This is a genomic window from Streptomyces sp. CWNU-52B (assembly GCF_047444975.1).
In the GTDB taxonomy this organism is placed as follows: Bacteria; Actinomycetota; Actinomycetes; order Streptomycetales; family Streptomycetaceae; genus Streptomyces.
In genome coordinates, this window is record NZ_JBLFJV010000037.1 from 1 (window position 1) to 12,950 (window position 12,950).

The 12,950-nt window shown below is 70.8% G+C and carries 7 protein-coding genes; 5 read left to right on the forward strand and 2 right to left on the reverse strand.

All coding sequences use genetic code 11. The features are described 5' to 3' along the window. Positions 1-185: 185 nt before the first annotated feature. Positions 186-716 carry an Rv3235 family protein gene (locus tag ACLVWQ_RS28605; RefSeq protein ID WP_414112092.1) on the reverse strand — a complete coding sequence of 177 codons (531 nt, stop codon included), beginning with the start codon at positions 714-716 and terminating at the stop codon, positions 186-188. 313 nt (positions 717-1,029) lie between these two features. Here ACLVWQ_RS28605 and ACLVWQ_RS28610 point away from each other — a divergent pair, with 313 nt between their 5' ends. The 5 genes from ACLVWQ_RS28610 (at position 1,030) to ACLVWQ_RS28630 (ending at position 11,998) form a co-directional block, all read left to right on the forward strand. Beyond that, positions 1,030-1,545 carry a DUF6912 family protein gene (locus ACLVWQ_RS28610; protein ID WP_414112093.1) on the forward strand — a complete coding sequence of 172 codons (516 nt, stop codon included), beginning with the start codon at positions 1,030-1,032 and terminating at the stop codon, positions 1,543-1,545. Positions 1,546-1,640: 95 nt separating this feature from the next. Beyond that, positions 1,641-2,306 carry an HAD family hydrolase gene (locus tag ACLVWQ_RS28615; RefSeq protein WP_414112094.1) on the forward strand — a complete coding sequence of 222 codons (666 nt, stop codon included), beginning with the start codon at positions 1,641-1,643 and terminating at the stop codon, positions 2,304-2,306. A 565-nt stretch (positions 2,307-2,871) separates the two neighbouring features. After that, positions 2,872-7,797 (forward strand): NAD-glutamate dehydrogenase, encoded by a 4,926-nt coding sequence (locus tag ACLVWQ_RS28620; protein ID WP_414112095.1) that lies wholly within the window; start codon positions 2,872-2,874, stop codon positions 7,795-7,797. Between the two features lie 143 nt (positions 7,798-7,940). Next, the gene (locus ACLVWQ_RS28625; RefSeq protein ID WP_414112096.1) at positions 7,941-10,865 is read left to right on the forward strand and encodes a CDP-glycerol glycerophosphotransferase family protein; all 2,925 of its coding nucleotides are present in this window, start codon (positions 7,941-7,943) and stop codon (positions 10,863-10,865) included. Continuing rightward, complete coding sequence (locus ACLVWQ_RS28630) at positions 10,862-11,998, forward strand: glycosyltransferase (protein ID WP_414112097.1); 1,137 nt, start codon at positions 10,862-10,864, stop codon at positions 11,996-11,998. The genes ACLVWQ_RS28625 and ACLVWQ_RS28630 overlap by 4 nt, the downstream gene beginning before the upstream one ends. Positions 11,999-12,106: 108 nt before the next feature. Here the strand turns inward: ACLVWQ_RS28630 and ACLVWQ_RS28635 are convergent, their stop codons facing one another. Continuing rightward, the gene (locus ACLVWQ_RS28635; RefSeq protein ID WP_414112170.1) at positions 12,107-12,928 is read right to left on the reverse strand and encodes an ABC transporter ATP-binding protein; all 822 of its coding nucleotides are present in this window, start codon (positions 12,926-12,928) and stop codon (positions 12,107-12,109) included. Positions 12,929-12,950: the final 22 nt, after the last annotated feature.

A 12,950-nucleotide genomic window follows, 5' to 3' on the forward strand; every position in this document is an offset into this window, starting at 1 on the left:
GATGCGGGATGCGGGGTGCGGGTGGGTGGGGGCTGGGTGCGCAGTTCCCCGCGCCCCTGGGTGGGTCGGGTGGTGGTGGTGTGTCGGGTGCGGGTGGGTGGGGGTTGAGCGCGCAGTTCCCCGCGCCCCTGAGGGGCGCGGCTGGTGTCGGGGTGTTGTGTGTGCCCTCTCCGGGGGCTTGTGGGTCAGTCGGTTGTGGGGTGGGGCATGCGGGGGCCGCCCAGTTCTACCGCTGTGCAGCGCCAGCGGAGGTCCGGGCCCTGTTCCAGGCGGAACGCCATCGCGCGTAGCTGGTCGCCGGCGCCGATGCGGGCGAAGGCCTCGACGGCGCCCTGGCGAGGTACGTAGTAGCCGATGTCCCGGACGACCGGGCGGGTGCCGCGTGTGCGGAGCGGGCCGCGTTCGGCGAGCCAGGCCAGTTCGTCGTAGGCGCGGCCCGCGGTGTGCCGGAGCATGCTGTGGACCGGGCGCCGCCCGCTCAGCACCTCGACGAGGCGTTCGGCGAAGAGGTCGGTGGGGCGGGGCGGGGGCGTGGGGGATGCGGCGGTTCCCGCGAGACCCCGGACGGCCTCGGTCCGCGGCGGGGTCGCCAGGCCGCTGCTCCGGGGCGCGGAGGGGGCCGTCCTGCTCCTCGGCGCACCCGGGCGACGGGTGTCGTGGCGGACCGGCGGTCGGGTGCCCGGGGTGCGCCTCGTCCTGGTCATCACCTTGTTCACGGCGGAGCCCCATTCGCGTCGGACCGGTTGATACCAGTCGGTAACTTTCCGTCGGGGACCTTGTACGAGGCCGGGGCGGGTCACCGCAAGGAGGCCGGGCCGGTGTCGGGGCCGTCGAAATCTTCACCTATCAGAGTGATGAGGGTGAGGGGGAGGCATGCGGGGGCCGGGGTCCACCGGGTGACGGGCGAGCCGGTGGTGGACGCCCGGCGGAGGGTGGGCGCGAACTCGAAAGAGGACACCCGCACGTATCCTGAGGGCCAGGCCCGCCCGCGGAGCCGACCACGGAATCCCCTTACGAAAGCGGCCAGCCATGCGCGTCTACGTCCCCCTGACCCTCTCCGGTCTCGCCGAGGCGTACAAGACGGGTGAGCTCGGCTCGGGACCCTTCGTCGCGTACGCCGTCACACCCGCGCTGCGCGAGTGGTACCTCTCCGACGACATCGAGGAACTGGAGTACGCGGCGCTGAACCGGGCAGCGCTCGCCTCCCTGCGGCTGGTCGCCCTCGACCCCGGTGTCCCGCGCCGGCGGGTCGTCGTCGCCGCCGACGTGCCGGACGGTGCGGCGGTCTCCGACCCGGACCGGGGACTCGACCCCGCGTCCCTCGGGGAGGTGCGGGTCGCCGGTGCCGTGTCGCTGACCGACGCCGCGGCCGTGCACGTCGACGCGGACGAGGCGGGCCCGGACGTGACAGCGGCCGCGGACGCGCTGGGCGCGGCGGACCGGGGTGACGACGACGCGCAGTTCGTGGTGGACGGGGCCGAGGACCACGAGCTGCTGTGGTTCGCCACGCAGGAGATTCCGAACCTGGTCGGGCTCGGCGACTGACGCATCCAGGGGGCGCGTTGGGTGCCGCAGGCGCTCCGGCGGCCCGCTCGAAGCTTCTTTGATGGGTTGTCGGTGGGGGCGGGTACTTTTTGGATATGGGGATGCACGGAGCGACACACATCGTCTGGGACTGGAACGGGACGCTGTTCCACGACAACGAGGCCATCATCGGTGCGACGAACGCGGCGTTCGCCGAGCTGGGCATACCGCCGATCACCCTGGAGCGGTACCGCGAGCTGTACTGCGTACCCGTACCGAAGTTCTACGAGCGGCTGATCGGACGGCTGCCGACGGACGACGAGTGGGAGGTCATGGATCTGGTCTTCCAGCGGTACTACGCCGAGCACCGGGTGGGGTGCGGGCTCACCGACGGGGTGCCCGGACTGCTCTCCGAGTGGGTGTCCGCGGGGCGGAGCCAGTCGATACTGAGCATGTACGGGCACGAGGAGCTCGTCCCGCTGGTGCGCGGCTTCGGCATCGAGCCGCATTTCGTGCGGGTCGACGGGCGGACCGGGCCGTCCGGCGGCAGCAAGGCCGAGCACATGGTGCGCCATCTGGAGGCGCTCGCGGGAGTGGATCCGGCTCGCGCGGTGGTGATCGGGGACGCGACGGACGACGCGGTCGCCGCGCGGCACGTGGGTGCGAAAGCCGTGCTGTACACCGGCGGGTCGCACAGCCGGGCCAGTCTCGAAGGGGTGGGGGTGCCGGTGGTGGACACGCTGGCGGAGGCGGTGACGGTCGCCGAGTGGTTGGCGGCGTGACGCCTTCCGGCGGGGGGCGCGGGTAGGCGGCGGGTGGGCAGGCAGGTGCGGGTTGGTGAGGGCTGGGGTGCGCAGTTCCCCGCGCCCCTGGGTGAGTGGGCCCTGAGCCGGGTTTCGAGCGTGCGCCCCGCCTTTCGGCCCGCACCGACCAGCCCGCACCCGCAACAGCCCCCGGCACACCCGCGGAGCTAACTGTGCAGAGTGTCACAAAGGTGGGGGCTCTTTGTACACATGCGGTACATGAGTGATCCCCCGTCGGCGAGATAGCCTTGTCCCGTGATCAGCGCGATACGTCGCGGGGGCATCGTCGCCCCTGCCCTGCGCCCGGACCGCACGGACGACATCCGTGACCGGGCGGTCGCTGGTCTTCGCGAGCGGGCAGCCGCGGATCAGGCACCGAGAGCAGAGTCACACCCTCCGGAGCCGTCAAGAATGGCCGATACCGCCCCGCTCATCTCTCATCCCGGCATAGCGTCGGAACAGACCGGACACCCCGCGTCGAGGCGCTACGTCATTTCACGTTCTACGACGTCACGCAACGGCGCGCGACAGGAGCCAGGGGACAATGCAGACCAAGCTGGACGAAGCCAAGGCCGAGCTGCTCGAAAGGGCCGCCCGGGTAGCTGAGAACAGCCCGGCAGGGGGGCACCTACCGACCGGGAAGACGGACGAGAGCACCCCTGACCGGGACACATTGCTCGCGTTCATCCAGCGCTACTACCTGCACACCGCTCCGGAGGACCTCGGAGACCGGGACCCGGTCGACGTCTTCGGAGCCGCCTTCTCGCACTACCGATTGGCCGAGAACCGCCCCCAGGGCACGGCCAACGTAAGGGTCCACACCCCGACGGTCGAAGAGAACGGCTGGATGTGCAGCCACTCCGTCGTCGAGGTCGTGACCGACGACATGCCCTTCCTCGTCGACTCCGTGACCAACGAGCTGTCCCGGCAGGGGCGCGGCATCCACGTGGTGATCCACCCGCAGTTCGTCGTGCGGCGCGACCTCACCGGCAAGCTCATCGAGGTCCTCAGGACCCGGCCCACCGGCGAGCTCCCGCACGACGCCTCCGTCGAGTCCTGGATCCACGTCGAGTTCGACCGCGAGAGCGACCGCGCCGACCTGAAGCAGATCACCGCCGACCTGCTGCGTGTCCTGTCCGACGCCCGCGAGGCCGTCGAGGACTGGGAGAAGATGCGCGACTCGGCGCTGCGCATCGCCGAGGAGCTCCCCAAGGAGCCCACCGCCGACGACCTGCGCGACCAGGAGGTGGAGGAGGCCCGCGAGCTGCTGCGCTGGCTCGCCGACGACCACTTCACCTTCCTGGGGTACCGCGAGTACGAGCTGCACGACGACGACTCGCTGGGCGCCGTCGCCGGGACCGGGCTCGGCATCCTGCGCTCCGACCCGCAGCACGGGAGCGAGGAGAGCCACCCGGTCAGCCCGTCCTTCGAACGGCTGCCCGCCGACGCCCGCGCCAAGGCCCGTGAGCACCGGCTGCTCGTCCTGACCAAGGCGAACAGCCGCTCCACCGTGCACCGGCCGTCCTACCTCGACTACGTCGGCGTGAAGAAGTTCGACGCCGACGGGAACGTGGTCGGGGAGCGGCGCTTCCTCGGCCTGTTCTCCTCCGCCGCCTACACCGAGTCCGTGCGCCGCGTGCCCGTCATCCGCCGCAAGGTCGCCGAGGTGCTGCGCGGCGCCGGGTTCTCGCCCAACAGCCACGACGGCCGCGACCTCCTCCAGATCCTGGAGACGTACCCGCGCGACGAGCTCTTCCAGACCCCGGCCGACGAGCTGCGGGCGATCGCCACGTCCGTCCTGTACCTCCAGGAGCGGCGCCGGCTGCGGCTCTACCTGCGCCAGGACGAGTACGGGCGCTACTACTCGGCGCTCGTCTACCTCCCGCGCGACCGCTACACCACCGGCGTACGCCTGCGGATCATCGACATCCTCAAGGAGGAACTGGGCGGCACCAGCGTCGACTTCACCGCCTGGAACACCGAGTCGATCCTCTCCCGGCTGCACTTCGTGGTCCGGGTCCCGCAGGGCACCGAGCTGCCGCAGCTCAGCGACGCCGACAAGGACCGTATCGAGGCGCGGCTCGTCGAGGCCGCCCGCTCCTGGGCCGACGGCTTCGCCGAGGCACTGAACGCGGAGTGCGGCGAGGAGCGCGCGGCCGAACTGCTGCGCCGCTACGGCAACGTCATCCCCGAGGGCTACAAGGCCGACCACAACCCGCGCACCGCGGTCGCGGACCTGGTCCGCCTGGAGCAGCTCGGCGAGGGCCAGGACTTCGACCTCAGCCTGTACGAGCCGGTCGGCGCCGCTCCCGGAGAGCGCCGCTTCAAGATCTACCGCATCGGCGAGTCGGTCTCCCTCTCCGCCGTCCTGCCGGTCCTCACCCGCCTCGGCGTCGAGGTCACCGACGAGCGGCCCTACGAGCTGCGCTGCCCGGACCGCGCGTCCGCGTGGATCTACGACTTCGGTCTGCGCCTGCCGGGCACCGGCACCGGCGACCACCTCGGCGACGACGGCCGCGAGCGGTTCCAGGAGGCCTTCGCGGCGACCTGGACCGGGCGCGCCGAGAACGACGGCTTCAACTCCCTCGTCCTGAGCGCCGGCCTGAACTGGCGGCAGGCGATGGTGCTGCGCGCGTACGCCAAGTACCTGCGCCAGGCCGGTTCGACCTTCAGCCAGGACTACATGGAGGACACCCTCCGCAGCAACGTCCACACCACCCGGCTGCTCGTCTCGCTCTTCGAGGCACGTATGTCGCCGGACCGGCAGCGGGCGGGCACGGAGCTGACCGACGCCCTCCTCGAAGAGCTGGACGCCGCCCTCGACCAGGTGGCCAGCCTGGACGAGGACCGGATCCTGCGGTCCTTCCTCACCGTCATCAAGGCGACCCTGCGCACGAACTTCTTCCAGGAGGCGGGCGGCGGCGTACCGCACGACTACGTCTCCATGAAGTTCGACCCCCAGGCCATCCCGGACCTGCCCGCGCCGCGCCCGGCGTACGAGATCTGGGTGTACTCGCCGCGGGTCGAGGGCGTGCACCTGCGGTTCGGCAAGGTCGCGCGCGGCGGACTGCGCTGGTCCGACCGGCGGGAGGACTTCCGCACGGAGATCCTCGGGCTCGTCAAGGCGCAGATGGTCAAGAACACCGTCATCGTGCCCGTCGGCGCCAAGGGCGGCTTCGTCGCCAAGCAGCTCCCGGACCCGGCGGCGGACCGCGACGCCTGGATGGCCGAGGGCGTCCGCAGCTACAAGACCTTCATCTCGGCGCTGCTCGACATCACCGACAACATGGTGGCCGGTGAGGTCGTACCGCCCGTCGACGTCGTACGGCACGACGAGGACGACACCTACCTCGTGGTCGCCGCCGACAAGGGCACGGCGACGTTCTCGGACATCGCCAACGGGGTCGCCGAGTCGTACAACTTCTGGCTCGGGGACGCCTTCGCCTCCGGCGGCTCGGCCGGCTACGACCACAAGAAGATGGGCATCACCGCCCGCGGCGCCTGGGAGTCCGTGAAGCGGCACTTCCGGGAGCTGGGCGTCGACACGCAGAGCGAGGACTTCACGGTCGTCGGCGTGGGCGACATGAGCGGTGACGTGTTCGGCAACGGCATGCTGCTCTCCGAGCACATCCGCGTGGTCGCCGCCTTCGACCACCGGCACATCTTCATCGACCCGCGCCCGGTCGCCGAGACGTCGTACGCCGAGCGCCGCCGGCTCTTCGAGCTGCCGCGCTCGTCCTGGGCCGACTACGACAAGGCGCTGCTGTCGCAGGGCGGCGGCGTCTTCCCCCGTACCGCCAAGGCCATCCAGCTCAACAGCCACATCCGGGAGGCCCTCGGCATCGAGGGCAACGTCGGCAAGATGACCCCCGCCGACCTGATGCGCGCCATCCTCGCGGCCCCGGTCGACCTGCTGTGGAACGGCGGCATCGGTACGTACGTGAAGGCGTCCACCGAGTCGCACGCGGACGTCGGCGACAAGGCCAACGACGCCATCCGCGTGGACGGCGCCGACCTGCGGGTCAAGGTCGTCGGCGAGGGCGGCAACCTCGGGCTCACCCAGCTCGGGCGCATCGAGTTCGCGCAGGCCGGCGGCAAGGTCAACACCGACGCCATCGACAACAGCGCGGGCGTGGACACCTCCGACCACGAGGTGAACATCAAGATCCTGCTCAACGCGGTCGTCCGGGACGGCGACATGACCGTCAAGCAGCGCAACAAGCTGCTCGCCGGGATGACCGACGAGGTCGGCACGCTCGTCCTGCGCAACAACTACGCGCAGAACACGGCGCTCGCCAACGCCCTCGCCCAGTCGCCGAGCATGCTGCACGCCCAGCACCGCTACCTGCGGCACCTGGTGCGGGCCGGCCACCTCAACCGCGCGCTGGAGTTCATGCCCACCGAGCGGCAGATCCGCGAGCGGCTCAACGCCGGGCACGGGCTGACCCAGCCGGAGACGGCCGTCCTCCTCGCGTACACGAAGATCACGGTCGCCGACGAGCTGCTGCACACGTCGCTGCCCGACGACGCGTACCTGCGGAGCCTGCTGCACGCGTACTTCCCGACCGCGCTCGGCCGGCAGTTCGCCGAGCAGATCGACAGCCACCCGCTGCGCCGCGAGATCGTCACGACCGTGCTGGTCAACGACACGGTCAACACCGGCGGTACGAGCTTCCTGCACCGGCTGCGGGAGGAGACCGGGGCCTCCCTGGAGGAGATCGTCAGGGCGCAGACCGCGGCCCGTGCGATCTTCGACTCCAGCTCCGTGTGGGACGCGGTCGAGGCGCTCGACAACACGGTCGACGCGGGGGTGCAGACCCGGATCCGGCTGCACTCGCGCCGGCTCGTCGAGCGGGCCACGCGCTGGCTGCTCAACAACCGGCCGCAGCCGATCCAGCTCGCCGAGACGATCGACTTCTTCCGGGACGGGGTCACGCGCGTGTGGGCCGAGGTGCCCAACCTGCTCAAGGGCGCGGACCAGGAGTGGTACCAGCGGATCTACGACGAGCTGTTCGAGGCCGGGGTGCCGGCGGAGCTGGCGCAGCGGGTGGCCGGGTTCTCGTCTGCCTTCCCGACGCTCGACATCGTCGCGGTGGCCGACCGGACGGGCAAGGACCCGATGCGCGTCGCGGAGGTCTACTACGACCTCGGGGACCGGCTGCGGATCACCCAGCTGATGGACCGGATCATCGAGCTGCCGCGGGAGGACCGCTGGCAGTCCATGGCCCGTGCGTCCATCCGTGAGGACCTGTACGCGGCGCACGCGGCGCTCACCGCGGACGTGCTCGCGGTGGGCAACGGGAAGTCGAAGCCCGAGCAGCGGTTCGCGGCGTGGGAGAAGAAGAACGTGGCGATCCTTACGCGGGCGCGGGCGACGTTGGAGGAGATTCAGGGGTCGGAGGCGTTCGACCTGGCGAATCTCTCGGTGGCGATGCGGACGATGCGGACGATGCTGCGCACGCACGCGTAGGTTCCTCGCCCCCGCCGCCCCTTCCCGTCCCGTCCCTGGGGCTGCCGCCCCAGACCCCGCCAAAAGATTGCGCAGTTCCCCGCGCCCCCATTCGGGGGCGCGGGGAACTGCGTGAACGGGGGGTGGCATTTAGGGTAAATGGGGTGAATGAGGAATCGCTTCAGGCGCCCGTACCGGATGTGTCCGTCGTCGTGATCGTCTACAACGACGAGGCACGGCTCCCCACCGCCGTACGCTCCGCGCTGGAGCAGACCCTGCGCAACGTCGAGGTCGTGATCGTGGACGACCGCAGCACGGACGGCTCGTACGACGTCGCGCGGGAGCTGGCCGCCCGGCACCCCGGGCGCGTACGGGCCCACCGGCTGGACGAGAACAGCGGCGGCTGTGGCGCGCCCCGCAACCACGGGATCGCGCAGGCCCGCGGCACGTACGTGGTCTTCCTCGACAGCGACGACGTGCTGGAGCGCAACGCCTGCCGGAACATGCTGGAGGCGGCCGAGACGACCGGCGCCGACCTCGTCTCCGGGCTGTGCGTACGCGTCCACGTCGACTCGCGCACCCGCAAGGAGGTCAAGTGGTACCCCTGGCTGTACGCGCGCACCCGCACCCTGGACTCGGTCTCCGAACTGCCTGACCTGCTGGTCTTCGACACCCTGTCGACCAACAAGTGCTACCGCCGCGCGTTCCTCGTCGAGCAGGGGCTCCGGTTCCCCGTCGGCATCCACTACGAGGACCTGCTCTTCTCCGCACAGGCGTACGCGGCGGCCCGCCGGATCACTCTCATCCCGAACCGCGTCTACGACTGGAACGTCGTCGACAAGGCCCCGACGAAGTCGATCAGCAACCGGCGCGCCGAGATCGCCAACTTCGCGCACCGCATGGAGATCCACCGACGCGTCGACCGGCTCCTCGCCGACCGGGGGCTGCCGGAGCTCAAGTTCTTCAAGGACGTCAAGTTCCTCAAGCACGACCTGGTGCTGCACCTGCGCGACCTGCCGTTGCGGGACGCCGCCTACCGGGCGGAGTTCGCGGCCATCGCCCGCGCCTACCTGGAGTCCATCGACCGGGCCGCCTTCGACGAGGTGGAGCCCATCCACGCCATCTGCGCCTACCTCCTGCAGAAGAGCGACTGGGACAACCTGCTGCCGGCCGTGGACACGCTCACCAACCGCGACAAGGTCTCCGCACCGCTCGTCGAACGCGACGGCCGCGTCTACTGGTGCGCCGAGCACCTCGACGGCGACGGCGACGACGGTGACAGCGACATCGGCGACGGTGCCTTCGCGCGGCACGTTCTCGATGTCACCGACCTCGGCTACCACGCCAAGCCCGTCGAGAAGATGTTCCTGCGCAACGTCCTGACCGGCTACGAGGAGGCCGGCGGCGCGGCCGTCGGTACCGTCCGGCTCGCCGGGCGCATCGTCAATCCCCTCGGCGTCGTACCGCCCGGCGCGCGGCTCGGCGGCGAGCTGGAGTTCGCCGCCCGCCGCAAGGGCGTGCGCCTGCAGACCTTCCGCTTCCCCGTGCGCACCCTGCGGCACGAGGGCGCCTCCATCGCCTGGGAGGCGTCCGCCGACCTCACCCGCGGGCTGCGGCCCCTGGGCATCGTGGACGCCGTGTGGGACGTACGGCTGCGCCTCCACGTCGACGGCGTGCCCACCACCACCCGGCTCACCGCCGCCGAACCGGGCCTCGCCGTCGGCCGGCTGCCCGTGCGGCCCCGGCTCAGCAGGCTGGTCGCCGGCCACGTCGTCCCCGAGGTCTCCGCCCGCGGCCACCTCTCCTTCCGGGTCCTCACCCGCGAGAAGGTCGACGCGTTCGTCGGGCGGAGCGTGCGGGGAACACCCGGCCGGCTCGCCAAGTCCGGGTACCGGAAGGCGAAGGCGGTGCGGCGGAGGCTCACCTCCGGGGACACCAAGATCCGCGTCTACCACGAGGTGTTCAGCCGGCTGCCCCTCAAGAAGGGCCTCGTCGTCTTCGAGAGCCACCTGGGCCGGCAGTACAGCGACAGCCCGAAGGCGCTCTACGAGGAGATGCGGCGCCAGAACCTCGACTTCGACGCCGTGTGGTCGTACACGGGCAGCGGTCCGGCCGGTTTCCCGCCCGACGCCACGCTCGTACGCCGCTGGTCGCTGCCCTATCTCAAGGCGCTGGCCCGTGCCGAGTTCTGGGTCGACAACCAGAGCTATCCGCTGAAGCTCACCAAGCGGCCGGGGACCACGTACCTCCAGACCTGGCACGGCTCGGCGCTCAAGCGGATGGGCTTCGACGAACCCGCCTGGAAGCTCAAGACCCGGCACGCGCAGACGGAACAGCAGCGCGTCCTCGACCGCTTCGACCGGTTCCTCATCCGCTCCGAGCACGACGTACGCACCCTCGCCCGCGCGTTCCGCCTGAAGGAACGGACGCTGCTGCGCGTGGGCTACCCCCGCAACGACGCGCTCGTGCACGCCAGAAGGCGGGAGGAGGAGACGGGGACACGGGAACGCGGCGTCCTCGCCGCCGAGCTGGGGATCCCCGACGACCGGGCCGTCCTGCTGTACGCGCCCACCTTCCGGCAGCACGGCGGCAGGCAGCGGCGGTTCGAGCTGCCCTTCGACGTGGAGCGGTTCGCCGACGAGTTCGGCGACCGGTACGTCCTCCTGGTGCGCTCCCACTACCTCGACCACGTCGTCCTCCCGCCGTCCGTGCGCGGGCGGGTCGTCGACGTCTCCGCCCACCACGACGTGACCCCGCTGCTCGCCCTCGCCGACGGACTGATCACCGACTACTCGTCCGTGATGTTCGACTACGCGCTCCTGGGCCGGCCGATGTTCTTCTTCGCGTACGACTACGAGGAGTACGTCCATGAGGGCCGCGGCACCTACTTCGACCTCCTCGAACGCGCCCCGGGCCCGGTCGTGCGCACCGAGGAGGAGCTGTACGTCGCCCTCGCCTCCCTCGACGAGCAGGTGGTGAAGTACGCGGAGGCACGCGAGGGGTTCGTGGCCGAGTTCGGCGAGTACGACCAGGGCACCGCCGCGCAGAGCATCGTCGACCAGTTCTTCTCCCAGTGGAGGCGCGCATGACCCCCGTGGCCCCGGTGACCCCCGTGAGCCCCGCGAGCACGGCTGTGCCGCGTGACGTCTTCTTCGTCTCCAACAGCGTCGACGAAATGGGCGGGGTGACCAGCTGGTCGCACCAGATGGCCCGGCTCTTCACCGCGCGCGGCCACCGTGTCCACGTCGTCGGCATCACACCGCCCGAGGTGGCCCAGGAACTCGGCGAGGTCCCGTACCCGACGACGACCCTGTACGCCGGACAGCCGCCGCGCCCCGGCCGGGCCCGCGAGGCGAGCATGCGCGAGGAGGCCGTGAAACTCACCGCGCTGTTCCGGACGGCGCGGCCCGGCGCGGTCGTGATCGTCACGCAGGTGTGGGCCATGGAGTGGGTCGCCCAGGCCGACACACGCGGGCTGACCGTGATCGGGATGAGCCACGAGTCGTTCGCGTACTCCCGGATGTCCTCGCGCTTCCCCCGGGTGCGCAAGCACTACCGGGACGTCGACCGCATGCTGGCGCTGACCCGCGAGGACGCCGACCTGTGGATCGGGCAGGGCATGAACAACGCCTCCTACCTGCCGAACCCGCTGCCCTTCATGCCCGAGGTGCCGTCGCCGCGCACCGGGAAGGTGGTCGTCAGCATCGGCCGGCTGCACCACCAGAAGGGCATCGACATGCTCCTCGACACCTGGTCGGAGGTCGCGCCCCGGCATCCGGACTGGCGCCTGCGGATCTACGGCTCAGGCGAGGACGAGGAGATCCTCAAGAAGCAGTGCACGGCTCTCGGGCTCGACGGCTGCGTCGACTGGATGGGGCCCACGGGCGATGTGCCGGGCGCGCTGCGCGGTGGCTCCGTCTTCGTGCAGTCCTCCCGGGGCGAGGGTTTCCCGCTCGCCCTGATGGAGGCCATGGTGACGGGCGTGCCCTGCGCCGCCTTCGACTGCGCGCCCGGCGTCCACGAGATCGTCCGCGACGGCGAGGACGGCCTCCTCGCCACCCTCGGCAACACCGGCGAACTGGCCCGCCGCCTCGACACCCTGATGTCCGACAAGGAGCTGCGGGACGGCATGGGCGACAGGGCCCGCGTCAACATCCAGCGCTACACGACGACGGAGATCGTGCACAGATGGGAGAACTTGTTCGGCTTCCTGGAACGCTGACAGCGGGGTGAGCGCCGGGGCGCGCCCCGCAGAGGCGCGGGGAACTGCACGCCCGGCCCCCACGCACCCGCAGTCGGCGAACACCTCGACCCGCCTCCCTCTCGCCGCCTATCCCTTCCCCCCGCCCCCGGTGAACTTCTCGTACTCCTTCAGCACTTCCTCCGTGCCCCCGTCCAGCCGCAGCTCCCCCCGTTCCAGCCACAGCACCCGGTCACACGTGTCCCGGATCGACTTGTTGTTGTGGCTCACGAGGAAGACCGTGCCCGCGCTCTTCCGCAGCTCCCGGATCCGGGCCTCGGAGCGCTTCTGGAAGGAGCGGTCCCCGGTGGCGAGGGCCTCGTCGATCATCAGCACGTCATGGTCCTTCGCGGCGGCGATGGAGAACCGCAGCCGCGCGGCCATCCCGGAGGAATACGTCCGCATCGGCAGGGTGATGAAGTCGCCCTTCTCGTTGATCCCGGAGAAGTCGACGATCTCCTGGTACCGCTCCCGCACCTGCTCCCGGGACATCCCCATCGCGAGCCCGCCGAGGTGGACGTTGCGTTCGCCGGTCAGGTCGTTCATCAGCGCCGCGTTGACGCCGAGCAGGGAGGGCTGCCCGTCGGTGTAGATCCGCCCGTGCTCCACCGGCAGCAGCCCGGCGACGGCCTTGAGCAGGGTGGACTTGCCCGATCCGTTCGTGCCGATCAGACCGATCGCCTCACCCCGGTACGCGGTGAAGGAGACGGACTTCACGGCGTGCACCTTGCGCACCCCCGCCGCCTGCTCGCTCTTCTTCCCGCGCAGGATGCGGTTGAGCGCGGCGGTGGCGCTGCCACGCCCCACCCCCGTGCCGTTGACGCGGTAGACGATGTCGACGCGGTCCGCGACGACGGTCGGGATCCGGTCCGCGACGACGGGCGGGTTGGGGTCCGCTTCGACGGTGGGGATTTCGTCGGTCCTGTCGGTCACT